This is a genomic window from Methylobacterium sp. J-068, assembly GCF_022829445.1.
GTDB lineage: Bacteria > Pseudomonadota > Alphaproteobacteria > Rhizobiales > Beijerinckiaceae > Methylobacterium.
Genome location: NZ_JAKSXY010000059.1, coordinates 15497 through 40309 on the forward strand (window position 1 = coordinate 15497; position 24813 = coordinate 40309).

General features: G+C 68.4%; 27 protein-coding genes. 13 read left to right on the plus strand and 14 right to left on the minus strand.

Going from position 1 to position 24813, the window contains the following annotated elements; genetic code table 11:
- Positions 1–95: 95 nt before the first annotated feature.
- Together MKK54_RS06300 and MKK54_RS06305 are read right to left on the minus strand one after the other, a co-directional pair.
- Positions 96–1469: an ATP-binding protein gene (locus MKK54_RS06300; protein WP_244009938.1), complete on the minus strand. Its 1374-nt coding sequence runs from the start codon at positions 1467–1469 to the stop codon at positions 96–98.
- Positions 1469–2200 carry a response regulator gene (locus MKK54_RS06305; RefSeq protein WP_244009939.1) on the minus strand — a complete coding sequence of 244 codons (732 nt, stop codon included), beginning with the start codon at positions 2198–2200 and terminating at the stop codon, positions 1469–1471. The genes MKK54_RS06300 and MKK54_RS06305 overlap by 1 nt, the downstream gene beginning before the upstream one ends.
- Positions 2201–2371: 171 nt before the next feature.
- On the opposite strand from MKK54_RS06305, the gene MKK54_RS06310 reads away from it, so the two are divergent.
- The gene (locus tag MKK54_RS06310; protein WP_244009940.1) at positions 2372–3082 is read left to right on the plus strand and encodes a hypothetical protein; all 711 of its coding nucleotides are present in this window, start codon (positions 2372–2374) and stop codon (positions 3080–3082) included.
- Between the two features lie 268 nt (positions 3083–3350).
- Here MKK54_RS06310 and MKK54_RS06315 read toward each other — a convergent pair whose 3' ends face one another.
- Positions 3351–4103: an ArsR/SmtB family transcription factor gene (locus tag MKK54_RS06315; protein WP_244009941.1), complete on the minus strand. Its 753-nt coding sequence runs from the start codon at positions 4101–4103 to the stop codon at positions 3351–3353.
- Between the two features lie 126 nt (positions 4104–4229).
- On the opposite strand from MKK54_RS06315, the gene MKK54_RS06320 reads away from it, so the two are divergent.
- The 3 genes from MKK54_RS06320 to MKK54_RS06330 are packed head-to-tail and all read left to right on the plus strand — an operon-like array spanning position 4230 to position 6206.
- Complete coding sequence (locus tag MKK54_RS06320) at positions 4230–4589, plus strand: NIPSNAP family protein (RefSeq protein WP_244009942.1); 360 nt, start codon at positions 4230–4232, stop codon at positions 4587–4589.
- Complete coding sequence (locus tag MKK54_RS06325; protein WP_244009943.1) at positions 4576–5529, plus strand: alpha/beta hydrolase; 954 nt, start codon at positions 4576–4578, stop codon at positions 5527–5529. The genes MKK54_RS06320 and MKK54_RS06325 overlap by 14 nt, the downstream gene beginning before the upstream one ends.
- Positions 5530–5546: 17 nt before the next feature.
- Positions 5547–6206, plus strand: a complete 660-nt coding sequence (locus MKK54_RS06330; RefSeq protein WP_244009944.1) for an antibiotic biosynthesis monooxygenase family protein — start codon at positions 5547–5549, stop codon at positions 6204–6206.
- A gap of 388 nt (positions 6207–6594) precedes the next feature.
- On the opposite strand, the gene MKK54_RS06335 is transcribed toward MKK54_RS06330, so the two are convergent.
- The 4 genes from MKK54_RS06335 to MKK54_RS06350 form a co-directional block, all read right to left on the minus strand.
- Positions 6595–7002, minus strand: a complete 408-nt coding sequence (locus MKK54_RS06335; RefSeq protein ID WP_244009945.1) for a hypothetical protein — start codon at positions 7000–7002, stop codon at positions 6595–6597.
- A gap of 91 nt (positions 7003–7093) precedes the next feature.
- Entirely contained in the window at positions 7094–7459 is a 366-nt protein-coding gene (locus MKK54_RS06340) for a DUF1428 domain-containing protein (protein WP_244009946.1), read from the minus strand.
- Positions 7460–7675: 216 nt separating this feature from the next.
- Positions 7676–8206, minus strand: coding sequence for a DinB family protein (locus tag MKK54_RS06345; RefSeq protein ID WP_244009947.1), 531 nt, complete (start codon positions 8204–8206; stop codon positions 7676–7678).
- Between the two features lie 107 nt (positions 8207–8313).
- Positions 8314–8613, minus strand: a complete 300-nt coding sequence (locus MKK54_RS06350) for a hypothetical protein (RefSeq protein ID WP_244009948.1) — start codon at positions 8611–8613, stop codon at positions 8314–8316.
- 343 nt (positions 8614–8956) lie between these two features.
- Between MKK54_RS06350 and MKK54_RS06355 the strand changes: the two genes are divergently transcribed.
- Together MKK54_RS06355 and MKK54_RS06360 are read left to right on the plus strand one after the other, a co-directional pair.
- Complete coding sequence (locus MKK54_RS06355) at positions 8957–10474, plus strand: FAD-dependent monooxygenase (protein WP_244009949.1); 1518 nt, start codon at positions 8957–8959, stop codon at positions 10472–10474.
- A gap of 70 nt (positions 10475–10544) precedes the next feature.
- On the plus strand, positions 10545–11363 hold the full coding sequence (locus MKK54_RS06360) for a DUF3658 domain-containing protein (protein WP_244009950.1): 819 nt from the start codon (positions 10545–10547) through the stop codon (positions 11361–11363).
- Positions 11364–11395: 32 nt separating this feature from the next.
- Here the strand turns inward: MKK54_RS06360 and MKK54_RS06365 are convergent, their stop codons facing one another.
- Positions 11396–11827, minus strand: a complete 432-nt coding sequence (locus MKK54_RS06365) for a hypothetical protein (RefSeq protein WP_244009951.1) — start codon at positions 11825–11827, stop codon at positions 11396–11398.
- A gap of 91 nt (positions 11828–11918) precedes the next feature.
- Between MKK54_RS06365 and MKK54_RS06370 the strand changes: the two genes are divergently transcribed.
- Complete coding sequence (locus tag MKK54_RS06370) at positions 11919–12560, plus strand: lysozyme inhibitor LprI family protein (protein ID WP_244009952.1); 642 nt, start codon at positions 11919–11921, stop codon at positions 12558–12560.
- 74 nt (positions 12561–12634) lie between these two features.
- Positions 12635–13249: a hypothetical protein gene (locus tag MKK54_RS06375; protein ID WP_244009953.1), complete on the plus strand. Its 615-nt coding sequence runs from the start codon at positions 12635–12637 to the stop codon at positions 13247–13249.
- 91 nt (positions 13250–13340) lie between these two features.
- Here the strand turns inward: MKK54_RS06375 and MKK54_RS06380 are convergent, their stop codons facing one another.
- From MKK54_RS06380 to MKK54_RS06395, 4 genes are all read right to left on the minus strand, one after another.
- On the minus strand, positions 13341–14066 hold the full coding sequence (locus tag MKK54_RS06380) for a class I SAM-dependent methyltransferase (protein WP_244009954.1): 726 nt from the start codon (positions 14064–14066) through the stop codon (positions 13341–13343).
- 156 nt (positions 14067–14222) lie between these two features.
- Positions 14223–14573, minus strand: coding sequence for an MmcQ/YjbR family DNA-binding protein (locus tag MKK54_RS06385; RefSeq protein WP_244009955.1), 351 nt, complete (start codon positions 14571–14573; stop codon positions 14223–14225).
- 18 nt (positions 14574–14591) lie between these two features.
- Entirely contained in the window at positions 14592–15164 is a 573-nt protein-coding gene (locus MKK54_RS06390; RefSeq protein ID WP_244009956.1) for a glyoxalase superfamily protein, read from the minus strand.
- Positions 15165–15360: 196 nt separating this feature from the next.
- Complete coding sequence (locus tag MKK54_RS06395; protein ID WP_244009957.1) at positions 15361–16056, minus strand: hypothetical protein; 696 nt, start codon at positions 16054–16056, stop codon at positions 15361–15363.
- A gap of 222 nt (positions 16057–16278) precedes the next feature.
- On the opposite strand from MKK54_RS06395, the gene MKK54_RS06400 reads away from it, so the two are divergent.
- On the plus strand, positions 16279–17103 hold the full coding sequence (locus MKK54_RS06400; protein WP_244009958.1) for an aminoglycoside adenylyltransferase domain-containing protein: 825 nt from the start codon (positions 16279–16281) through the stop codon (positions 17101–17103).
- A gap of 224 nt (positions 17104–17327) precedes the next feature.
- A complete protein-coding gene (locus tag MKK54_RS06405; RefSeq protein ID WP_244009959.1) occupies positions 17328–17708 on the plus strand; it encodes a DUF2267 domain-containing protein in 381 nt (126 codons plus the stop codon).
- A 33-nt stretch (positions 17709–17741) separates the two neighbouring features.
- Here MKK54_RS06405 and MKK54_RS06410 read toward each other — a convergent pair whose 3' ends face one another.
- Both MKK54_RS06410 and MKK54_RS06415 read right to left on the minus strand, forming a co-directional pair.
- A complete protein-coding gene (locus tag MKK54_RS06410; protein ID WP_244009960.1) occupies positions 17742–17900 on the minus strand; it encodes a hypothetical protein in 159 nt (52 codons plus the stop codon).
- 311 nt (positions 17901–18211) lie between these two features.
- Positions 18212–20014 carry a methanol/ethanol family PQQ-dependent dehydrogenase gene (locus MKK54_RS06415; protein WP_279597207.1) on the minus strand — a complete coding sequence of 601 codons (1803 nt, stop codon included), beginning with the start codon at positions 20012–20014 and terminating at the stop codon, positions 18212–18214.
- A gap of 204 nt (positions 20015–20218) precedes the next feature.
- On the opposite strand from MKK54_RS06415, the gene MKK54_RS06420 reads away from it, so the two are divergent.
- The 3 genes from MKK54_RS06420 to MKK54_RS06430 all read left to right on the plus strand — a co-directional run bounded on the left by MKK54_RS06420 (position 20219) and on the right by MKK54_RS06430 (position 24737).
- A complete protein-coding gene (locus MKK54_RS06420) occupies positions 20219–21643 on the plus strand; it encodes a histidine kinase (protein WP_244009961.1) in 1425 nt (474 codons plus the stop codon).
- The gene (locus tag MKK54_RS06425; RefSeq protein ID WP_244009962.1) at positions 21640–22299 is read left to right on the plus strand and encodes a response regulator transcription factor; all 660 of its coding nucleotides are present in this window, start codon (positions 21640–21642) and stop codon (positions 22297–22299) included. Before MKK54_RS06420 ends, MKK54_RS06425 begins: the two co-directional genes overlap by 4 nt.
- A gap of 725 nt (positions 22300–23024) precedes the next feature.
- Positions 23025–24737 (plus strand): ShlB/FhaC/HecB family hemolysin secretion/activation protein, encoded by a 1713-nt coding sequence (locus MKK54_RS06430; RefSeq protein ID WP_244009963.1) that lies wholly within the window; start codon positions 23025–23027, stop codon positions 24735–24737.
- Positions 24738–24813: the final 76 nt, after the last annotated feature.

Below are 24813 nucleotides of genomic sequence, written 5' to 3' on the forward strand. Positions count from 1 at the left end.
GGGCCAAGATCGTCCCTGCCTCCTTCCCGGATGTGACCGACCGATGCGCCGACGTAACGCTTTGTAACGGGCCGCCCTGCGGGCCGGACCGATCGTCAGGCGATGGCCGGCAGGGTCGCGACGAGGCGTGCGCCGCCGAGCGGTGACGCCTCGGCCACGACGGTACCGCCATGCGCCTCCGCGATCTGGCGGGCGATGGCGAGGCCGAGACCGGTGCCGCCGGTGCGGCGGTTGCGGGATCGTTCGATCCGGTAGAACGGACTGAACACGGCGGACCGCTCAGCCTCCGGTATGCCCGGGCCGTCGTCCTCCACCGTGACCCGGCACAGCGCTCCGGTCCGGCTCACGGTGACGGCCACCGTGGAGCGGCCGAACTTGACGGCGTTCCCGATCAGGTTGGCGACCACCCGGCGCAGGGCGACCGCATCCCCGGCGGCGACCGCATCCTGCACGTCCTCGCCGGTCAGGCGGACGTCGATACCCTGCGCGGCGTGCTCGGCCACCTCGACGGCGACGAGGTCGGCCAAGTCGACCGCCGTCCGGCCCACCTCGACGGCCGTGCCCCGGGCGAAGCCCAGGGAAGTCTCGATCAGCGCGGTCATCGCGTCGAGGTCCTCGACCAGCCTGTCCCGTCGCTCCGGTTCCGTAACGCCCTCCGCCCGTAGTCGCAGGCGGGTCAGGTAGGTCTTGAGATCGTGCGAGATCGCGCCGATCAGCATCGAGCGTTCCCCCAGGAGCCCGACGATGCGCTCCTGCATGTCCCGGACCGCCCGCGAGAGCCGACGGATCTCCGGGGCGCCCCGGGGCGTCTCCACCGGCTGGTGGGAACGCCCGTCGAAGCGGCTGACCGCGTCGGTGAGGCGCCGCAGGGGGGCGAGCTCGTGGCGTGCACCGACGAGGACGAGCCCGGCCACCGCCGCGCCGAGGACGGCCACCCACAGGCTCAGCGGCAGGCCGAGCAGCCATGGCATGATCGACCGGTGCCTCTCGACGGCCGAGATGACGAGGGTCCGGCCGTCCGGCAGTCGATAGGTCGCCGTCGCGAGGCGACCGATGGGACCGTTGCGATCCCTGTCATCGACCGCGTCGGGATCGACGCCCCGGTGCAGCATGGCGGTGTCGGTGAAGGCCCGCAGCGGCCCGTCCGGATCACCCGTCATCCGGCGCAGGCGCCGTTCGAGGCGCGGTTCGGGGATCAGGTCGTGATGGTCGGCCGGCCCGTCGGTGATCTCGGCCCTGAGGGCCTCGCCACTCACGGCTTTCAGGATGGCCGGTCTCAGGGCCGGGTCCGCATCCCGCAGCAGGATCACGATGTTCGCGGCCTGGTCGACGCGCGGAAAGCGCGTGCCGTAGGGGGAGCGCTCCTGCCGACGCTGCCAGGTGTCCACGGCGACGGTGGCGAGGACGAGCAGGGAGAGCGCCCCGAGCATGAGCAGCATGATCCGCCCGAGCAGGCCGACGCGGGCCATCACGGAGCCTGCCTCACCGGTGCGGCGAGGATGTAGCCGGCATTGCGGACGGTCTTGAGGAGCGCGGCCGCCTCGCTGCCCGTGGCGTCGAGCTTGTGCCGCAGCCGGCTCACCTGCACGTCGATGGTCCGGTCGAAGGCGTCGGCCGTGCGGCCCCGGGTCCAGTCGAGGAGCCGGTCGCGCGAGAGCACCCGCTGCGGGCGGGTGACGAAGCAGTGCAGCAGGTCGTACTCGGCGCTGGTCAGCGGGATGTCCGTCCTCGGGTCTCCGACCGTGACCCGCCGCGCGGCGAGGTCGACGACGAGGTCCGCCACGGCGAGCGTCTCCGGCTCGTCATTGGCCGGATGGGCACCGTTCCCCTGTGCACGGCGCAGGACCGCGCGGATGCGGGCGAGCAGGACGCGGGGATTGAAGGGCTTCGAGACGTAGTCGTCGGCCCCCATCTCCAGGCCGAGCACCCGGTCGATGTCCTCATCCTTCGCGGTCAGCATCACGATGGGCGGACCGCCCGCCTCGCGCAGCCGCCGGCAGATCGACAGCCCGTCCTCGCCCGGCAGCATCCAGTCGAGGACGATCAGGTCCGGAGCGGGTCCGGCCGCGAGACACCGGTCGAGTCCCGCGCCTCCGTCGAGGCCGACCACGCGGAACCCCTCGTCCCCGAGATAGCCGGTGAGCTGGGTACGGATGTCGTCGTCGTCCTCGACGATGGCGATGGTGATGGTGTCGCACATGACGCGAGGATAGGCGCCGGTGACCGGGCCGCAACGCGAAAGCGCCCGCTGTCACAAAACGTTACAAGGCGCGGGCGTCCCGTCACATCCGGGAACGGTCCGGGCGCGACGGTCATCCGCATCGCAGCGCAGGCCCTCGGACGGGTCCCGGCGAACAGAGGCATCGGACCCATGGCCCCAGCCCAACTGGCATCCCCGCTCTGGCATGCCGTGACCGCGCTCGCCGTGGCGGGGACGATGGCCGTCCATGGCGGGACGGTCGACGCCGCCCCGCGAGCGGTCGCGGCCGCGACGTCCCGATCCGGTGACGGGAGCGAGACGTATCGTGGCTACCGGATCGAGATGGCCGGAGATGTCCCGAACGCCGAGCTCGCCCAACGGCGGCGGGCGGCCGAGCATCAGGTCGACCTTGTCGAGGCCACCGTCCTCGACGCTTCCACCAAAGCTTTCCTGCGACGCTTTCCCGTGGTCGTGCAGACCGGCGCGAGCGCGGGCAGCCACTATAGCGGGGGCGACAGCGTCACCATCGCGGTCGCGGACCCGAGCGACGACCGCCCGATCCTGCTGCACGAGTACATGCACGTGTATCACGTCCGGATGCTGCCCGGCGGCAATCGGAACCCGGACATCCAGACCTTCTACGAGCGGGCCAGGGAGGGCGGGTTCTACCCAGCCGGAGCCTACGTCCTGAAGAACCCGGGCGAATTCTTCGCGATGACCGCCAGCGTCTACCTGCACGGCAGGTTGGCGCGCGAGCCCTTCACCCGCGACGAGCTCCGGCAGAAGCAGCCGGTCTATTTCCGCTTCCTGAACCGACTGTTCGGCAGCCCGCGAGCCGCATCGTCCGAGGCCATGCAGACATCCGGGCCGGCGCGGCCCTGATCATCGACCCACGTTCGCTGGTGCTCGCCGCCGCCGTGCTCGCGGCAGGCCGAGCCGTCGCCGGTACCGCGTCCCTTCGGCTCTGGCCCGGAGAGCCGCCGGGCGGGGGCGGACCCTGCCCCCCTCGGCCCGAAGCAGAGGTTCTGTCTCCGGCCATCATCGGCCCTGCGCCGGGCCCCTCTGAATGGCTAGGTTGGGTGGATTGCTACCTGTCCGCTTCCAAGCAAGATTTGCAGGAAGCGGACACGATCCTTGAGTGTATCCGCGTTTAATCCTGTACACGCGGCGGCATTGACGGCTCTTCGGCCACGAACGTCAGTCCGTCGCTCTTTGGCAAGCCGAACTCGCTCGTAAAGCCACGTCGGCCCGTGTCAGTCACCCGGACCGCGCGTCCGTCGCGCTGACGCTCGATCCAGCCCAACGCCTCGCAACGCGCACACAAGGCAGCTCCCAACCGCCCTGCGAGGTGAGGCCGCCGCTCGCTCCAGTCCAGGCAGGGGCGGCAGAGCAGGCGGCGGCTTCGCCCGGCCGGTTCGATCTCCACGCCGAACGCGGCCAGCCACTGTATACCGGACTCGGTCACCTCGCCGGCCTCCTCGCTCAGTACGATCAGGCCCTTGGAGACCATGGCGTCGGCGATCCCGACCCCGAGCCGCCCGGCCAAGTGGTCGTAACAGGTGCGGGCCTCGCGCAGGGCCGGATCGATCCGCGGAGTCGCGCGCCTCGGCGCGTCCTTTGGCTCGCTCCGATTTGCGATCACCATCATCGCCTCCAGCATGCGGGCGACCTCGACAGAGGCGAGGCGGAAGTAGCGGTGCCGACCCTGGCGTGACACCGCAAGCAGGCCGCCGGCCACGAGCTTCGTGAGGTGCTCGCTCGCGGTCGCAGGCGCTACGCCCGCCGTCCAGGCCAGTTCGGTCGGGGTCAGCGCCCGCCCGTCGATCAGGGCCGACAGGATGTTGGCGCGGCCGGGATCGCCGATGAGGGCACCGACCTCGGAGAGTGCAGGACCTGACGACATGGGCGGAGCCTACACCCGCTCGCAGCTCGCCGCACCCCACAACGCTTCGGTCGGGACCGAAGCGTTCGCGGCTGACAGAGCCGGACTCCCGGGATCAGATTGGGGGCGCAACCTGGGAGCACGCCCATGCACACGCTCTGCCTCCGCTACACCCTCGACCCGAACCGGATCGACGCCTTCCGGACCTATGTCGAGGACGAGACGCCGGTCATCCGCGACTGCGGCGGCCGCGTCGTAGGCTACTACCTGCCGACCGACTTCGCGGGACCGACGAACATCGCCTACGGGCTGATCGAGTTTGCGAGCCTCGACCGCTACGAGCGCTACCGGGAAACCCTCGCGGCGGACCCGACCCATCGGCGCAACGCGGCTGCCCTCACCGAAAGTGGCGTCCTAATCGCCATCGAGCGGTCCATCATCCGGCGCCACGGCTACGCGGAAGGGTCGGCGGCCACGCGGGAGGAGGCCGCCCATGCAGCCCCTTAAGATGGACGACCGGGAGGAGCATCATCGGGTCGAGGACCCGAAGACCGGGCTCTCGTTGTTCCTGCGCCGGCTGCCGCCCTCGTCGGGAGTCCGGCGACCCGTCCTGTATGTGCACGGGGCGACCTTCCCGTCCGCGTTGTCCGTCGCCCACCGCTTCCCGGAGGGCTCTTGGCGCGACGCGCTATGCCGGTCCGGCCTCGACGTCTGGGCCCTCGACTTCCTGGGCTTCGGCCACTCGAACCGGGAGGCGGCCATGGCCGAGCCCGCCGAGGACAACGGGCCGCTGCTTCTGGCCGCGGATGCCGCCGGACAGCTCGAAGCCGCCGTGCGCCATGTTCACGCGGCCACCGATGGGGCGCGCGTCAGCCTTCTGACTCACTCGTGGGGCTCCATGCCTGCTTGCCTGCTGGCGGGGCGGCACCCCGACCTGATTGACCGGCTCGTCCTGTTCGGCCCCATCGCCCGCCGCGATCCTCCCCGCTACCTGCCACGTCCGGATGGACCCGCTTGGCGGATCATCACCGCGCAGGCGCAGTGGGACCGCTTCGTCGAGGACGTACCAGCGCGTGAGCCGTCGGTGCTGTCGCGGAGCGAGTTCGAGGACTGGGCGGGGCGATACCTCGACACCGACCCGGACAGCCGAGCGCGCGATCCGCATGGCGTCAAGGTCCCGTCCGGCCCCTTCGTCGAGATCCTGCAGGCGTGGCATGGCGAGTTGCCGTATGATCCCGCCCTCGTCCGGTCGCCCCTGTGCATCGTCCGTGGGGAGTGGGACGGCCTCGCGACCGACGCCGACGCCCGGCGGCTGTTCGATGCGTTCTCCGGTTCGCCGGACCGGCGCGACGTCAAGCTCGGGCGCGGCACGCACCTGATGCATCTGGAGGCCGGGCGCGGGGCGCTCTGGCAAGCCTCGGCCGCCTTCCTGCGTGAGCCGGCCTGACGACGAGGGAGAGAGCCATGTTCTCGGTCATCTTCGAGGTCCATCCCGGCGAAGGCCGGAAGGACGCCTACCTGGGGCACGCCAGGATGCTGAAGCCCGAGCTGAAGGGCATCGACGGGTTCATCGACAACGAGCGCTTCGCGAGCCGCACCCGGCCGGGCTGGGTGTTGTCGCACTCGACTTGGCGGGACGAGAAGTCCGTAATCCGCTGGCGCACCCATGCCGGCCACCATTTGATCCAGGAGAAGGGCCGGTCCGAGGTTTTCGCGGATTACCATCTCAGGGTCGGCGAGGTGTCGGCCGACAGCCATCCGCCCGCCGGACACCCGGTACGGGAGCAGCGCCTCGACGCGACCGAGGTCGGCGCGGCCAAGGTCTGCACGTTGGTGGAGATGACGACGGAGGGGCAGGCTGCTCCCGCCGGGGCCGACCCGATGGCCATGCTCGGGCTGGACCCTCGAACAGAGGGGCTCGTGGCGTGGGACGTGTTCGACTCCATCACGACACCGGGAAAGGTGCTGGTCCTCCTGTCGTGGCGAGATGTCTGCGCAGTGATCGCCCCGTCATCGCACGCGGGCGGCCTGCGTGTCCGAGCCGTCAGGATCATCCGCGACTACGGGATGTTCGACCGGCGCGAGAGCTCGCAATACTATCCTCCCGTGCAAGCCCCGACATAGGGGCCGACCGGGAGCACGGCATGATCGCACCTTCATGCGTCCGCTTTCGATAAACCCCGGTGATCCAACAAGCGACGAGTTGGGTCGGAAGCCGAAGGACCGGTTAGGGTGTTTTCCCGCCGTTCCTCTCCAAAAGCGAATTTGCAAAGCTGGCGAACGAAAATCCAAGTGCAATAATAATTATCCCAGGCCTACAACTTATTGTGTTATTTTTATTCATTCCTCCAGCAGCGGTCCGCTGGAAATTTAGCTGGATTCGTCACGACGCAGTCGAAACATGACCGATACAATCGAGCAAGTTCCACCAAATTATTGCTGTTCCCGCCCTGGTATAGTCCGTAGACTTTCTACCATAAGAAGATGCCCAGGCTGGGGGTATATGGCTACGTCAGCGGCAAGATCCGCATCCATGGCCGCCGCTTGCCAAGCATAAAACGTCGCTGAGGGAGAAAAACGGATCGCTCGCGGACAGATTGACCTGCACCCGCGCGCGAAAATGGCATCGATCCGGGATTGCGCACAAACCATGCAAGAGCAGGATGCCCACAGCGTTTGGACGTGTGGGCCAGAACTCTCCCACCGCGCCCGCACCCATGGAGATGCCTGCCAATATGCCGTCCAATGCGCCCGCCGCTCTTTCCCGAATTCTGTCCCAGCCGATGTTCGCCGTTATCGCGTCGCCCTCGACCATATCGTCGGTTGAAGCTCCATCAAAAAGGTCTGGCAGAATAACATCATGCCCTGCTTCGCGCAGACGAGCGGCGGCGTCCCGCTCAAGATCGCGGAGCCCGAGCATCGAATGAATAGCATAATGCTCGCCACAGCGGATTCATCTACTCGAGGTCCGTTCGATCGATGATGACGTCCTTTCCTTCTATTTTCGCCAACTAGACAGTCGCTTCGCTCGATGCTTCGAAGACCGTAGCGAAGCCGCCGAAAATCATCCGCGATCCGTCGAACGGCATCGCCAAGTCGCGAAAGCGTGGATCGCTCCGCATGGCGGCCTCGCACCGGTCCGCCGTTTCCCGGTCGGGCCAGAGGATCCACCCGAGCACGACGCTCTCGCCATCGCGAAGGGCAACGGACCGGCGGAAATCGGTCTGCTTGCCCTCCGGCACGTTATCGCCCCAGGACTCCATCTGTTGAAGCGCGCCGTATTCCCGGAAGAGGTCCCAGCCCACTTCAGCCGACGCGACGTAGGCGTCTCGCTTGTCGTCGGGAACCGGTACGACAAACCCGCTCACGTAGGTCATGGACTGTTTCCTCGGTGAGCGATGGCAAACTCCGCGCGGCCCGCGCCGATCCGATGGATGCGGAGGCATCGGGACAGTTGTCGCTAGACGGGGACCGGAACGTCGTGCAGGTTTTCGCCGGGCTGTTCCCCCTGTCGGAGAAGGCGTTCTAATCGCGCGCAACTCTGTGGCGGAGGATCAGTCGGCGAGCGATTGCCGCGAGGCATCCCCCGACCGTTATCTCGCCGCCGGCATCACAGGGCTCGCCCGTTCGCGTTGCATGAGCAGCAGGTCCAGCGAGGGCGGCTCGGCCACGCCCAGCCGGGTCAGGATGGCGTGCGCCTGGCCACGGTGATGTGTCTGGTGATTGAACAGGTGGGCCAGCGCCTCGGAGCGCGGCTGGCGCTGCGGCACGCCGCTCGTCGTCGCGTAGTCGAAGATTGCCGCGAGTCCCCCCGCCGAGAGCCCGGCGACGTAGGCTTCCAGGCGTGCGTCCTCCGCCACCCGTGCCCGCCGCAGGTCTTCGAGATCCTCGAACAGGATCACGTCCAGGCGGTTCGGCGCCCCGCCCTCGCCGGTCAGACGACGCAGCCAGAGCCGGTCGACCACGAGCAGGTGGTTCAGCGTCCCATGTAGGCTGCCGAAGAACGCTCCTGCCTCCTGGCGGTAGGCGTCGTCGGGCAGTTTGGCTGCGGCGGCGTAGAGGCGGTCGTTGGCCCAGGCATTGTAAGCGGCCATGGTGCGCATGTGGTCGGCGAGGCTGGTCATCGGCGTTCTCCCGTGCGCGACGAACGCGGCCGAGCATACGCCCTCCCGTAAGAAGTTCCGACTGCCGCCGCTGCCGACCCTGCATCGGCTCGGCATCCTGGCGAGTTTCACGAGCCGCAAGCCCTGGCGGACCGGAGAGAACCGGTCGCCGCGAGCTGGAGACGAACCATGAGCGGAAGGTAGAGCCGAACGAGGTAGGCGTTGACGAGCACGAGATCGCCGACCGTCATCGTGCCGGCATGGACGGCGATGGTCTGCAGGTCCGCGTTCCAGGCGCCGCCGGGCTCAAGGGTGTGGCTCGGAAGAGTAGGTTGCGACGGTCGGCCTCCGAAGGGCCAGTTTCCGAACGGGCCATCGCCGTCACACCCGGTCACGTCGCCAACGGACGCCCGTGTACGGGTCCCCAAGCTGTCGCTCGTGCGGTTGAGTGACCGTGGCGCCTCGGGATGAGGGAACACGATCACCGAAACTCTTCCGCCTGGTGTGGAATTTCCAGAATCGGGGGCATCGCACCGGCCATGGCGTGGCCGTTGCGGTCATTTCAGCATCGCGGTATCGTGGCGATGTCGGAAAAGGCAGACTTGGTTTGGTAAGCCCAAGTCCTCTCGGTGACGGGAGCTCTGGTCTTCGGCCCCGTGCCGCGGATCCCCGCGACGAACGAAGGACGCCCTCGCGCGTCCGGCCGTTCGTCCGCGCGGGTCTCAGGTTTCGGGAAACGCTCCGGTCGAACATCGACGCAGGAGCCTGACCATGCCTACCGCAACAACGCCCCACGATGTCGTCATCGCCGGCGCAGGTCCCGTCGGCCTGTTCCTCGCCTGCGAGCTGTCACTGGCCGGCTGCTCGGTCGTGGTCCTCGAACGGGCAAGCGACCCGTCCTCGCCGTTGAAGCATGCCCCGTTCGGAATTCGGGGCCTGTCCGTCCCCACCATCGAGAGCCTCGACCGCCGCGGTCTCCTGGATGCCATCAAGGATCGCGCATCCGCCCCCGGTGCGCCGGGAACGGCGCACTGGATGGGGCAGCGGCGTCGACCGGGCGGTCACTTCGCCGGCATCCAGTTCCACCACGACCGGATCGACACCGCGCGCTGGCCGCACCGCCTGTCCGGACCCGTCGACACCATGGCGACGGAGATGGCGAGCATCGAAGCCGTCCTGAGGGTCCGTGCGGACGCCTCGGGCGTCAGGATCCTGTGGGGCCATGGCGTCGAGGGCTTCGAGCAATCGGATGAAGACGTCGTCGTGCGGGCCGGCGGCGAGGCGTTCCGGGGCCGCTGGCTCGTCGGCTGCGACGGTGCGCGCAGCGTGGTCCGCAAGGTGGCGGGAATCGGCTTCAGCGGCACCGATCCCGAGTTCACCGGCTACTCGATGGTGGCCGAGCTGGCCGACCCTGCCATGCTCAAGCCCGGTCGGCAGCACACGGCGGAGGGCATGTACATGTTCACACCGCCCGGCACCCTCGCGATGGCCGACTTTGACGGCGGCGCCTTCCATCGCTCCGCCTCGGTCACCCGCGACCATGTCGAGGCGGTGCTGCGCCGGATCTCCGGGACCGACGTCACGGTGACGGCGCTCGACCTCGCGACCACCTGGACCGACCGCGCCCATCAGGCGAGCGCGTATCGCGAGGGCCGTGTCCTGTTGGCCGGCGACGCCGCGCACATCCATTCGCCGCTGGGCGGCCAGGGTCTCAACCTCGGAATCGGCGATGCGATGAACCTCGGCTGGAAGCTCGCGGCCACGATCCGCGGCGACGCACCGGCCGGCCTGCTCGATAGCTACGAGCGAGAACGGCACCCGGTCGGCGCGCGCGTCCTCGACTGGTCGCGGGCCCAGGTCGCGCTGATGCGGCCGAGCCGGAGTTCGCGCGCGCTCGAAGCCATCGTCCGGGACCTCGTCGAGACGCGCGATGGTGCCACCTACTTCGCCGAGCGCGTGTGGGGCGTTTCGCTCCGCCACGATCTCGGCGAGGATCACCCGTTGGTCGGACGCAGCGTTCCCGATTTCGCGCTGAGTGACGGGCGGCGGATCGGCACCCTGATGCGCGACGGCAGGGGCTTGCTCCTGGATTTCGATCAGGAGCCGTCGCTCCGGGCGCTCGCGAACCGTCATGCCGAGCGGATCGACTATGTGGCGGGCCGCGTGCCGGACCGGCTGGGCTTGCACGCCGTGCTCGTGCGGCCCGACGGGACCGTCGCCTGGGCTAGCGACGGCGGGCTCGACGAGGGAGCCCTCAGCCAGGCCATGAAACGTTGGTTCGGCGGCTGAGGCGGCTTATGTCCACCCGTTTCCGGCGGGGGACGTGCGTGGCATTCGGCACCCAAAGCGGAGGAGACGCATGACCGAGACTTCCGAGGTCGTCCACGTCGCATGGGGCGTGAGCCGGGCGGAGAGCGTCCGGGACGCGCTGCGGTCGGAGGGCTGCACGGAGCGCGTGATCGCGCTGTCCAGTGCCCTGCACGTCGGTCCCATCGACCACCTGCATTCCGGCGCGCGCCGAGCGTGGGCCCATGCGAACCTTCGCGACGACGACCCTGACTGGGACTGGCACGAACCGGAGGCGCCCTGGACGGAGGCCACGTCGCCTGCCGTTTACCCGGTCTACTGGGTCTGCCTGTCCGACGCGGGCGAGCACGCGAGCTACCTCGCGTTCGCCTCTCGCATGGCCGGCCGGCCCTTCGACATCGTCGACGCGACCGGGCTCGACGTCACGACGGTCGGCGGCGTCTCGCCGGTCTGGTCCCTCGGCCTGCTGCGGCCCGAAGACATCGTCGCGTCCGGCCTCCAGGCGAAACGGCGCACGGTCTCGACCGCGGAGGGCGAGGCGGCCTCGGCGGCCTGGTCGCGGTTGCGCCGGGAGAACGCGCCGCTCCGCGTCGTCCGCGACGGTCGCCTGATGTCGGCCCCCCTGACGCACTTCGACCCCGTCCTGACGGGGCTGGCCACGCCGGGCTGGGAGTTGGTCATCAAGCTGATCGGCCGCGCCATCAACCACCTGAACTCCGAGGTCGACCCGCCTGGGCAGGGCACCGGCGACGAATTGCTGTTCACCCGCGTCCTCGCCCTCGGGCAGGCGGGCGCCCTTGAGGTCCGGGGCGCGGGACCGGGCATGCGCGCGTTCGAGGTCCGCCTCCCTGCCAGCCCGGTCTCGCCATAAGAGTGTTGGGGACGCATTGCCGGGCGTTCGAGTTACGAAGCCCGCCACAGCAGGCTCAGCCCGGAGATCAGCGGCAGCCCGTCCACCACGTATCGGAACGTCTCCGGGGCAAGGCGCAGCACGAACGGCTTGGCCACGAACGCGCCGACCATCAGCGAGGCGCCAACGACGAGCGCCCTGGTGACGACCTCGACCGGCAGTGCCCCGGAGCCGCCGACGGTCACCGACTTCGTGGCATAGACGGCGAGCGAGGCGGCGGCCTCCGTGCCGATGAACGCGCCCCCGGTCAGGCCGTAGCCCAGGAAGAACGGCACGTCGGCCGAACCCGTGGCGGCGACGCTTCCGGTGAGGAACCCGATGACGGCCCCGGCGGCGGCGAGGTGGGGCAGCCTCAGGCGGACGAGGTTGGCCGCCATCCAGTGCCGCGCCGGGATCATCGCCAGCAGGAACGTCCCCATCGCCATGTCGCGGAGACTATCGAGGCATCGTGTCTTCCGAAACCGGTCGACGCGATGCAATCTCAAGCCGCCACCGAACGGAATTTTGGAGTCGGTCATGGGGGATCACGGTTGCGAAGCCTTCGCCGCCGCTGCGCTCGTCGCCGCCACCGTCGTCGCGACGCCGGCGCCAGCGGCGAGCTTCGATTGCGCCAAGGCCGCGTCGAGGACGGAGCGCCTGATCTGCTCCAACCCCGCCCTCGGCGCCCGCGACGAGATCCTGTCGAAGCTCTACGGGGCGGCCCTGCGCGAGGAACCGAGCGGACCGATCAAGGCCAATCAACGGGAATGGCTCGTAAAGGCAGACACATGTGGGACCGCCGCATGCCTCGGCGACGCGTATGACGAACGGATCGAAAGGCTCCTGCGCACCAAGGGCGGCAACGGCGCGGCCACCCATTTCTTCACCGAGGAACCCAAGGGAAACAGCGGCACGCTGGACGTGGTCGGTCCGATCCATGGCTTCGCCTACGTCTCGCTGGTCTCGACCTATGTCGGGCCCGGTGGGGTGGAGAACGGCGACGTCAACACCATCGGTACCGGGGGCTTTCTCGATCTGCGCCGGGGAAAGGCCGAGTTCACGGATCGTGGCTGCATCGTCTCGGTCCATCCCGAGGGCCGCGACGCGTGGCAGGTCGATCAGCGCGGGACCTGCGATCTGCCCTCCGGGACCGTATACGCCGGCACCTACCGGCCCTGAGGATCGGCGGAGTGCGAAAGGGCGACGTTTCTTCCGGAACGGGTCACCGGCCCCGCCCGCGCGGAGTTGACCTCATGCATCATCGGTCGGTCGCAGCACTTGTCATGGTTGCCGCATTCGCGCGCCAGCCCGCCTCGGCGGAGCGGTGCCCGACGGCCGCCGACATGCCCAAGGGCGTCACCCTGCGCCAGGGGAATTCCACCATTCATATCAAAGCGACCGGCGAGCACGAGATCAGGACCGAGACCACCACGAAAGGCGTCGGCACCTTTGTGGACACGACCTACGACGGCCTCGTCCCCATCGGTTCCGGGCAGGTGCTGGCGGACGGCGACACGACCCGCAGGTTCGTCTACCCGACGGACTACCGCACCTTCCGCCCCGAGCCGGGCCAGAGCTTCACCTACGACACCGTCTACTGGACTGGGGGCTGGTTCTTCGGGGTCGAGAGCACCGACACGACCAACCTGAAGGTCGTCGGGCGCGACACCGTCCGGATCGGTGACTGCAGCTATTCGACTGTCGTGATCGAGAAGATCGTCGCCGAGGGCATGCGCGGTATCATGAGCGACCAGGTGCCAGAGCCGAGACTCTTTCGGCTGCAGTTCAGTCCCGATCTCCGCGTCGTCCTCTACAGCCATCGGGCGATTCTGACACCGATTGTTCCCGACAGCTTCACCGCCGACTGAGGTCGACCTCGGCGTCACGGACCGGATCGGTTGAAGTCGAGTTTGGCTGGTCTCGATCCGGGCGGATGGCGGGGGGACATGCCCCCGTGCCTCAAACCATACCGGCCGGCGATGGCTTCTCCCATTCCATGACGAGGAAGGCCGGAACGCGCCGCTGGAGGGCGGCCATCTCGGGATGTCCTCCTCGCGCCAAGGGCTCCTCGAAGTGCCGCAACTGCAATCCGGTGGCGAGCAACAGCGACATGTACGTGCTGAGGGGGCGATGCCAGTTCAGTACGCGGATGCCGCTCCAACCGACCCAATCCGAACGCTCGTCCATGTAATGGTCGATGACGAACGCGCGCGTACCCTCGGGTGTGCTTCGCCAGCCGGACGGGTTGCTGGCGCTGAAGAAGCCGTTGTGGTTCGCGATCAGGAGGTGTCCGCCGGGACGGAGAACCCGGTGCATCTCGGCCACCGCCGCCTTCAGATCCGCGATGTCGATGAGGCTGAGGTAGGCCACGACGAGATCGAACGTGGCATCCGCGAACGGCAGCGCCTCGGCCCCGACGACGCGATAGTCGCCGTCGGGATGCAGCCTGCGCGCCTCGCGGATGAGCGATCCCGCCGGATCGATGCCGACGACGCTCGCCCCCTCGCTCGCGAGCAGGCGGCAGAACCGGCCCTCCCCGCATCCGACGTCCAGGACGTCGCCCGTCCCATGAAGCCGCGCCCGTTCGAGCATCGGCGCGTCGAGGATGAGGCGCCGCGCGAGATCGCCACCATCGGCCTGAGTCGCGATCCAGGCCGATGCGGACTCCTCCCAGCCGTTCGTCATCGGCACATCTCCTGACCGAATGTCTCCGCCTGCCCGGCGGACGATGTCGTCTACGCGCCTGCGAGGACGGGGCTCCGATCCCGCAAAGCAGTGGCGTCGCGGATCGACATGGCCCGGCACGCGCTCCCCGTGCGGGTGCGAGAGGATGAATCGGCGTCATGCCTCTCCATCCCTGCCGCGTCGCGCCCGTGGCTTCGGGGCGGCGAGACGATGGGCTGCCGCCAGAGCCGACAGAAGGGTCGCCTCGTCGACGACCCTCAGATCGCACCGCGTTGCGCCCATCCTGCCCCAGCCGCCTGGGACGGGGCTGAACGCCTCGGGAACCTGTTCGCAGAAGAATTCGCGATGGTCCGGGTCGAACATCAGGTTGAGGTCGCGGCCGGCCTCGTCCAGCGTCGCGAAGGTCTTGCGCGGCGTCCGGAAGGCCGTCCGATGGAAATGCGGAGCCGACGTCACGGACGCCAGGGTGGCGATGAGCGCCTTCACGCGTGCGATCTCGACGCCCATCGCCCCCCCTTCATCCTCTCAATCGACAGCGGATCGGGCCGGCCTCTGCCCGCCCCCCTCGTCGCGAGGCTGGCAGAACCGCAGGCGGTTGCCGAAGGGGTCGGCGACCTCCAGCACGTCGCCCCAGGGGGCCTGCTCGATGCCGGGGCGGGCATAGCCGTAGCGCTTGTCCGTCAGCTCCCGGTGGAAGGCGTGGACGCCCCGCATCCGCACGAACACGGTCGAGCCGGGGCTGGCGTCGCCGTGGTGCTCGGACAGGTGCAGCCGCAGGCCGGCACGGGCGACCTCCATGTAAAGCGGCAGGCCCGGCTCGAAGCGGTGCTCGAAGCCGGGCGCGAAGCCGAGGAAGCCGCAATAGAACTCGCGCGCCTTGGCCTCGTCGAAGATGCGCAGGATCGGCACCGCCTCCAGGAAGCGGATGCCGTCATCCGCATTTCGTTCGAGGGCGGCGCAGGCGGTGTTCCAATCCTCGTGGCCGAGGCTGGCGGCGACGAGTTCGAGGGCGGTCGCGTGCGGGACGGAAAGGTCGCGCGCGGCCAGCGAGGCGCGCAGCCGCTTGGCCATGGCCTTGGCTTGGTCGACGGTCGTCATGGTGCTCTCCCATGCCGGTGTCGGATCGTCGGTGCCCGCATTGCCGACCCGACGCCGGTCAGGGGTACGGGTGGGGGTGGTCGTCCGTCATGCTTTCACCATCCCGTTCCCAGGGCGAGCGGCAGGCAGCATCGGCCTGGCGGCAGGCTATCCTGACCTGGACCCGGATGCCAAGCCAGCCGTGCGTCTCGGCCCCTCAAGATCCCGTGTCGGAGGCGATGTCTCGAAAGGATCCGCCCGCCACGAGGCGCAGGAGGCCGGCCGACCCGCCATGGGCGTCGAGCCACCGGCTGACCTTGCAGGCAGCTTTGGCATAGAGCCCGGCGCTGTCCGCGGTCTCGATCCAGGCGGCGCGGGAAGCCGGCATGTCGCCATCGGGTTCCGCCCGGCAGCGTTCGGGACCGGGGCTGAGGTAGCGCGGGTCGTCCGAGACCACCACCGCCAGCCCCTCGTCGAACCATTGGGGCACCGAGCGTGACAGCGTGGCGATCAGGCCGATGCGCCGGTGGAGCTCGGCATGGGCGAGTTCGTGAGCCGCGATGACGACATCGGCGCCGCGCGGCGACAGGATCAGCGCCTGGTCGAGGAGCGCGATGCCGCGCGAGCCGCCGCCGAGGGGACGGTAGCAGGCGTCGGTGCCGCAGATCAGGATGCGCGGGCCGGATCGCAAATCCCCGTAGAAGGCTCGGACCCGCGCCCGGGCGGCCTCGACCGTGGCCTTCGCCGCCTCCCGACGATCCGGCGGCATGCCGCGCTCGACATAGAGGCCGTCCTCGACTTCGGTGAAGCCGTAGCAGGACGGGCACCCTGCCGCGGCGGCCGCCGGGTAGGCGAAATGGATCAGGGCCACGGCCGCGGCACCGAGGATGAGCGCGAGTACGACGGACCTCATGCAGCCTCCTTGCGGCTCCAGACCGCGTTCGAACCCGGTGCGAGAGGGATCTGGCCCGTCGCATTGGGTCGCGCCACCCGGCAGGCATCCTCGACCTTCGGTGCTCGCGCGGATGTGACCCCGCGCAGCCGGCTCCCCCGGACTTGCCGGCTTGAACCGGTGCGCCCGGCAGGCTGAGGTCGCTGGCCGATCACGTCGCCCGCCATCCCAGGAGTGCACGCCGTGAGCCAAGCGGTCCCGCTTCCGAACCCCGTCGCCTCGGTCGTCGCCGACTACAGGCGGCGCCTGGACGCCGAGGGGATGCCGGTCCTCCAGGGCCTGTACCTCGTCGGATCGGTCGCGCTCGACGACTTCCGGCCCGGGGCGAGCGACATCGACTTCGTCGCGGTGCTGGACCGTGAGCCGGCCACGCGAGACTGCGCCGCCCTCGAACGCGTCCACGCCGGACTGGCGGAGGCCGGCGGCGCCTGTTTCGACGGCTTCTATCTGACCGCCGAGGCGCTCGGACGGGTGCCGACGCAGTATGTGGTCCTGCCGTTCAGCCTGGACGGACGGTTCCGGACCGGTGAGGTCTGCCGTGAGGTCAACCCGGTCGTCTGGCGCTGCCTTGCCCGCCATGGGCGGACCGCGTTCGGCCCGCCGCCGAGCGAACTCGGCATCGCCGACGACGGCGATGCGCTGCGGACCTACCAGGTCGGGAACCTGCGGGAATACTGGCTGTCATGGATCACGCAGGCCGAGGCGGGGCTGGCCTGGAAGGCGCCCGGCGAGGATGCCAATGCCGGGGCCCTGGCCTGGGGCGTCCTCGGCGTCGCGCGCATCGCCTGTGCGTTGGAAACCGGAGGCGTCGTCTCCAAGGACGGCGGGGGCCGTCACGCCCTCGTCGCCCACCCGGCGCGTTGGCATCCCGTGATCCGCGAGGCCCTGGCTGCCCATGCCGGCGTGATGGGGCGCGTGCCGGTCGAGACGGTCCGGGAGGGGCTTGCCTACATGCGCTTCGCCATCGCGGCTGCGACGGCCGGGACTGGCAGGACCCGCGCCCCGTAGAGGCATGTGAGTGTCGACCCACCGCTCACCGCTGGCGCTGCCCCCGAAAGTCGCCGGAGAGTCCGCGATGGCGGGGGTTGTCCGGGACGCCGTTCCGTGGATCTCCGGATCGACTTCCGACCACGGCTCTACCGTGGCAGGCTGCGACAGCTTGAAATCGAGATGGGTGCGCCATGCCTGTCCCTCGGGAATACACCCAGGCGTCTCGCGACTTCGACGGCTTCATGATCGCGGTCCGCGACGCTCTGGGTCATGCCACGACGCACCAGGCCTATTACAGCGTACTGGCTGTCCTGTTCGTCTTCCGACGGCGCGTCAGCGTTCATCACGCGATCCGCTTCGCAGACGCGCTCCCGGCCGTGCTCCGAGCCATGTTCGTATCGGAATGGGATACGCGCGGACCGGTGCTGGCCTTCGCGAGCCGTGCGGAGCTGACGCGCGAGGCCCAGGCCTTCCGACGAGAGCATTCCTTCACGCCGGACGACGCCATCGACGTCGTGGCTCGGACCCTCCGCGAACACACCGATCCGGTCCGGTTCGACCTGGCTCTGAATGGCCTCCCGCCAGATGCGAGGGAATTCTGGGGCGTGCGGTCGGGATCATAGGACGGCTGACGTAGTCGGCGGGATGTGGGGACCTTACAGCAGGCCCATCGCGAGTCGATGCATCAGGTCGTCCAGCCATGCCTTCTGATGGTTTCCCCTCAGCGCAGAGACGGGACGATGCCCGATGTCCGCGAGAAGACCTCCGAGGCTGACGAGGTGGTCCCGCTTACGGCGGTCGAATCCGAACTTCATGCTCGCGATGTCCGCGCCGCATAGGAGCCAAAACGCTTCGTCCTGCCTTGCACACAGCTGATCACAATCGGATTCCGGCCATCAGGCTTTGACCCACAAAAAAGGCGGGCTCGAAAGCCCGCCGATCCATTCCCGCACGACAGCAATGTGGAGGACGTACGCCACGCGGAGGTTCGGATCAGTCACTGTCGCAAACAGCCCTCTTCATCCTTGGCGCGAGGGCGACACGCCATTTCTCCGGGACGCGGATGTTGCGCCGGGGAAACTGTCTGCATCGGCTCCGATAGAGCCGATGCCTCTGGCGAAGTCCGTCAGTTCGGCAGCGTGAAGACGGTGAGCTGCCCCCCGAGGTTGGTGTAGCTCGACAAGGCGGCGTAGCCACCGACCGCGCCGAGGCCGGCATTCGGGTCGGTCAGGCCGGCAGCCAGGCCGATGCCCGCCCAGCCGCCGACGCCCGACAGGATGGCGAGGTGTTGCTTACCCTTGTGGGTATAGGTCATCACATTGCCGATGATGCCCGAGGCCGTCTTGAACTTGTAGAGTTCCTTACCGGTCTTGGCATCGACAGCCTTCAGGTAACCTTCGAGGGTTCCGTAGAACACCACGTCACCGGCCGTGGCGAGAGCGCCCGACCACACCGAGAACTGCTCCTGGTTCGACCACTTGATCTGGCCCTTCAGATTGTCCCAGGCGATGAAGTTGCCCATGCCGCCGTGGCTGTTGGGAGCCGGGTACATCGAGACGGTCGCGCCGACATAGGGCTGACCCGGCGTGTAGCTCACGCGGAACGGCTCGTAATCCATGCAGACGTGGTTGGTGGGCACGTAGAACAGCTGGGTCTTCGGCGAGAACGCCGCGGGCTGCTGATCCTTGGTGCCGAGGGCGGCGGGGCACACACCCTTGGTGTTGGTGTCCTCCCCGTTCTGATCGGTGGAGTACTTGGCCTGGACGAGCGGACGGCCGTAGGTGGGCGACGCCTTGTCGAGGTCGACCTTGGAGGCCCAGTTCACCACCGGATCGAACTTCTCCGCCACCAGCACCTCGCCGGTGGCACGGTCCAGGGTGTAGGCGAAACCGTTGCGGTCGAAGTGCGTGAGGAGCGGACGCTCCTTGCCGTCGATCTTCTGATCCGTGAGGATCATCTCGTTGATGCCGTCGTAGTCCCACTCGTCATGCGGGGTCATCTGGTAGACCCACTTCGTCATGCCGGTGTCGGGATTGCGGGCGAAGATCGCCATGGTCCACTTGTTGTCGCCCGGACGCTGCTTCGGGTTCCAGGTCGAGGGATTGGCGGTGCCGTAATAGACGAGGTCGAGTTTCGGGTCGTAGGAGTACCAGCCCCAGGTCGCGCCGCCGCCGGTCTTCCACTGGTCGCCTTCCCAGCTCTTCAGAGAGGAATCCTTGCCGATCGGCTTGCCCAGCGAGGTGGTCTTCACCGGATCGACGATCATGTCTTCGTCCGATCCGACGCTGTAGCCGCGCCAGAGGCGGTTGCCGGTCTTGGCGTCGTAGGCGGTGATGTGGCCCCGGATGCCGTACTCGGCACCGGAAATGCCGACGATGATCTTGTCCTTCACCGGCAGCACCGTGGCGGTGTTGGTCTCGCCGACCTTCGGGTCGCCGTTCTTCACCGACCAGTTCACCTTGCCGGACTTGGCGTCCAGCGAGACCAGGGTGGTATCGGCCTGGTGCAGGATGATGGCGCCATCCGCATAGGCCAGCCCGCGATAGACCGTATCGCAGCACATCACCGGGATGACCGACGAATCCTGCTTCGGCTCGTACTTCCAGAGGATCTTGCCTTCGTTGTTCAGGTCGAGGGCATAGACGATGTTGGGGAAGGGCGTGTGAACGAACATCACGTCACCGATGACAAGGGGCGAACCCTCGTGGCCGCGCAGGACCCCGGTGGAGAAGTTCCAGGCGACCTGCAGGTTCTTCACGTTGCCAGCATTGATCTGGTCGAGCTTCGAATAGCGCGTGTTGGCGTAGTCGAGCGTCTGCAACACCTGCTGGTTGGGGTCCTGGCTGCGCTTCAGCACGTCGTCGTTGGCCATTGCGGCGGTGGCACCCGCAGTCACGAGGCTCAAGCCGAGCAGGCAAGCATGTTTCATGGATTTCCTCCCGTCGCCGGCTGCCTTCTTCGATGGTCTCGCGGAGCAGCCCGACGGATTGGACGCTACGGACCCACCCGTCCCCCCGGTAGGGCAAGATCCCCGTCGCGAATTGGGCATTTTGCCTGATCGTGGTCGGGGCCCCTTGCCAGCATCCGGCGGTTGCGTGCCTCTTCCATGCGGGGTTCAAGGAACGTCGAGGGTATGGGTCTCTTCATCGGATTGATCCTCCGGGTGACCGCCGTGGTGCTGCTCTGTCTGGGCCTTGCCACGGCCTGGGTCGTCAGCGAGGTCCATCAGGGCATACGCGAGGAGACGGCGGCGTCGGCCGACCGAGTGGTGCGCGAAGCGCAGGAACTCGCCTGGCGCGAACTGACATGGCGCGGCAGCACCGGGCGTTTCGCCAAGTATGCCTTTCCGGATTGGCGCAGCTCGCACACCCTGCGCTTCATCAGCCCGGGGAACTGTGTCGCTCTCACCTGGGCCGGCGAGGCGACACTTCAGCAATGCAGCGGGCTGGAGACGGCCGGCCGGCCAGCCCCGGCCTGGTTCGAGGGGCTCTATCGCGCGGCCTTCGGCGAGATCGAACCGATCCGCCGGTTGGTGACTCTGAACCGCAGGGAAGCCGGCATCGTGGTCACGACGCCCGACCGGGGCGCGGCCGTTCGCCAGGTGTGGCGGCAGGTGCGGGTGCTGATGGCGGCCGCCGCCGCCATGGCCGGCGGCATCGCCCTCCTGGCCACGCTGGTGATCGGTGTGGCCCTGCGGCCGGCACGGGTCATCACCCGAGGTCTCGGACGCATGGAGCGGGGCGATCACGCCACGCGGCTGCCCCGCTTCCGGGCGCAGGAGTTCGATGGCATCGCGCAAGCCGTCAATGCCCTGAGCGAGCGCCTTCGGCAGACCACCGCCGAGCGGACCGCCCTGACCCGGCGCCTCTTCGCGGTTCAGGAAGAGGAGCGCCGCGCCCTCGCCCGGGATCTCCACGACGAGTTCGGACAATGCCTCACCGCCACGGGCGCCTTGGCGGGCGCCATCGAGGCCGAGACCGGCGATCGTCCGGCGTTGCGGGACGACGCCCGTGCGATCGGCCGGATCACCCGTGACATGATGGGAACGCTGAAGGGCGCGCTCGCGCGTCTGCGCCCGCCGGACCTCGACGAGTTCGGCCTGGAGCACGGACTGCGCCGCCTCGTCTCCATCTGGCCGGGGCGCAGCGTGAACCCCGTCGCCTTCAACCTGAGCGTCGCCGGTGACCTCTCCACATTGAGCGGACCGATTTCCCTCAGCCTCTACCGCATCGTGCAGGAATGCCTCACCAATGCCGTTCGCCACGGACGGCCGACCCGGGTAGACGTCACGATCGTTCGGATGCCGGATCGGGTGATGCTAGGCGTCGTGGACGATGGCGGGGGCGACGCCGTGCTCGTGGAGACCGGACGCGGCCAGGGCGTCCTCGGCATCCGGGAGCGAATCGGGGCTTTGGGTGGGGATCTGAGCATCGGCCCGGCCCCCGGCGGCGTCCGCATCGAAGCGACGATCCCCTGCGAGTTCGAGGCGGACCAACCACCCATTCGGAGCGACGGGACCACCGGTTCGGACGTGGCTTGGCGGGACCTTGCCGCGTGAGTGAGATCACGATCCTGCTCGTGGATGACCATCCGGTCGTACGGGAGGGCTACCGCCGCCTGCTGGAGCGTCAGCCGGGATACCGCGTCGTGGCCGAGGCGGAGACGGCCGCCGAAGCCTACCGGGCCTATAAGGCGAGCACCCCGACGCTGGTCATCATGGACCTGACCCTGCCGGGGCCGAGCGGCCTCGAGGCGGTACGGCACATCCGGCAATGGGATCCGCGCGCCCGCATCCTGGTGTTCACCATGCACCAAGGGGCGGCCTTCGCCCTGAAGGCCTTCGAGGCAGGAGCCGCAGGCTACGTCACCAAGAGCAGCGCACCCGAGGAACTGGTTCGATCGGTCGCCCTCGTGGCACGGGGCGGACAATCCGTCAGCGCCGACATCGCGCAGGAGCTTGCCGCGGAACGACTTGGCGGCAAATGCTCGCTGCTGGACGAACTCGCTCCCCGAGAGGTGGAGGTGCTTCAGCTCGTGGCCTCCGGCATGACGACGGAGGCCATTGCCACAGCGCTCAACCTCAGCCCGAAAACCATCCAGAACTATCACTATGGCATCAAGGCGAAACTGGGTGCTCGCAACGATGCTCATCTGGTCTGGCTGGCCATCGACGCGGGCCTCATCAGGCCGGGAGTTCTCCATGACCACACCTGATACCAAGGCTCGTTGATCGGAACGCATCGTCGCGACGCCGGCGCTCCACTACGACCGGCCCCGCGAGCCAGGGAAAGAACTCGGGCGCGTCTGCCGGGCCGTCGACCAGATCTCCGAGGCCGGCCTCATCGTCAACGAGAAGGCGTTGCCCGGCGCGCATCTCCACCGCGACGAGGCCAAGCGGCTGCAACCGGCCTGCTACGCGCGGCCGGCGATGATGGACAGGCTCAAGGGGCCCAAGCTGATCGACAGCGCCCCGCGGTGCCCCGTCATGGCGCACGCGACAAGACCCGTCCGTCCGGTCGCTCCGATCGGCCACCGGCAGCGGACCCATTGAGGCGATCCTCCCGCCCATCGGAAAATCACAACCTCAGGGTCCGTCGGAACAGATCCGCACACGCGGCGCGATCGACGTTGGAGGCGTGGAAATCCGAATACTCGGCAAATCTTGCCGAGGAGGGCCGCACCGATCGCCCGCGCGAGGACAGTCGAAGCATCGAGGCCCGGATGATGCACAAATATGACACCGCTGGACTGTCACATCTGTACCTGACGAAACCCGTTCGCACTTCGTTGACCCTCCGGCGCTAAATACGGAAAGTGATTTGGGAGGCGCGGCGAAGGGTTCGCGCTGCGCGAGAGTGTTCCAGCGAGCGACTATGCAATCTTGCCATCTTCCGGCTCGCGCCAAGACGAACGCAACTTATAGAACCACTTGCGGTGCCGTGCTGGCGGCCGTTTCGATGCTCTGCGCCGCGTCGAACGTCTCGGCGCAGACGGCCAGCCAGATCACGCCGCCGAGCTTTCGTCCGCCCCAGACCGGCGGCGGCAACGGCCTCGTCTTCTCGGGCCAGCCCGGCCTCGGTACGCCCGCCGGGGCGGATCGCCTGAGCGTGCGTCTCTCCGGCGTCAGCATCGAGAATGCCCCGCCCGGATTCGCGGCGGACGTGCAGCGCCTGGAGGGCCGCCTCGTCGGGCGCCAGATCCTCGCCGCCGAGATCTTCGCCGCCGCCCGCGACCTCGAAGCCGCCCTGATCGCCTCCGGCGCCGTCCTCACCCGCGTCGTCCTGCCCGCCCAACAACTCAGGAACGGCGGCCGCCTGCGCCTCGTCGTCGTCAGCGGCTTCATCGAGCGCATCGATTATCGCAACGTGCCCGACCCGGTGCGGAGCCGCGTCTCGGCCCTGCTCGAACCGCTGATCGGGCGCCGCGACCTGCAGATCGGCGAGATCGAGCGGCGCCTGCTCCTGGCCGGCGACACGCCCGGCGTCGCCCTCCGCTCGACCTTGGCGCCCAGCACGGCGCAGGGTGGAACGGCCCTGATCATCGAGTCGCTCTACAAGCCCGTCACCGGCTTCTTCAGCGGCGACAACACCGTCGGCCGCCAGCTCGGGGGGTTCTCCCTCGGCGGCGGCATCGACATCAACACCGCCTTCGGCCAGGGCGAGACCATCTATTTCCGCGGCTTCGGCCATCCTGGCGAGAACGACTCCCGCGGCATCGGCAGTCCCTTCGGCGACAACCCGCGCCTGCGCACCCTCGCGGGCGGCTTCATCCTCCCTCTCGGCACGGACGGGCTGACCTTCAACTTCGAGGCGACCAACAGCCGGACGGCGCCGCGCCTGAACAACGGCATCCAGACCAGCAGCGACTTCGAGCGCCTCTCGTTCCGCCTGCGCTACCCCTGGCTGCGCAGCCGCACGGCCAACTTCTTCACGGAAGTCGCCTTCGATGCCACCCGCGAGCAGCTCGGCCTCGTCCTGCCGGCGACGATCGCGCCGCTGAGCCTCGACGAGTTGCGTGTCCTGCGTCTCAGCGGCGCGGGCGACATGCGCTTCGAGAACGGGGGGCTGCTGGCCGCCACCGGCACGCTCTCGCTCGGCGTGAACGGGCTCGGCGCGCGCAGCGCAGCGGACGCGACGCCCGTGCTGCCGCTGTCCCGTCTCGGCGCGGATGCCGAGTTCCAGAAGCTCGACGCGCTGGTCAGCTACACCCAGCCTCTCTTCGATCCCGTGGTGCTGGGCCTGTACGCGCGCGGTCAGACCTCGTTCGGCCAGGCGCTCGCGCGCAGCGAGCAGATCGGCTTCGCGTCGTTCCAGGAATTGTCCACCTTCGACGCCGGCAGCCTCGGCGGCGACAGCGGGTGGGTGGTGCGCGGCGAGCTGTCGACCCCGTTCTCGGTGACACCGGAAGGCCTGCCCCTCTCGATCGCACCCTACGTCTTCGGGGCGACGGGCGCGCTCTATCTCGAGCAGCCGACTGCTCTGGAGAAGGCGCGGCTCGGCGTCTCGGCGGTGGGCGTCGGCGTGCGCATGCTGTCCCAGACGGAGCCCAACGGCACGCTGACCTCGCTCACCCTGGAATTCGGGCGGCGCTTCCGCAACGACGCCCTGCCCGACGGCAACCGTTTCACCGTGGTGGGCGCCGTCCGCTTCTGATCCGACCGTCGCCAAGACGCCGATACGAAGACGCCGATACGAAGACACCGTCGCCACGACTTGGCCAGCCTGCGCC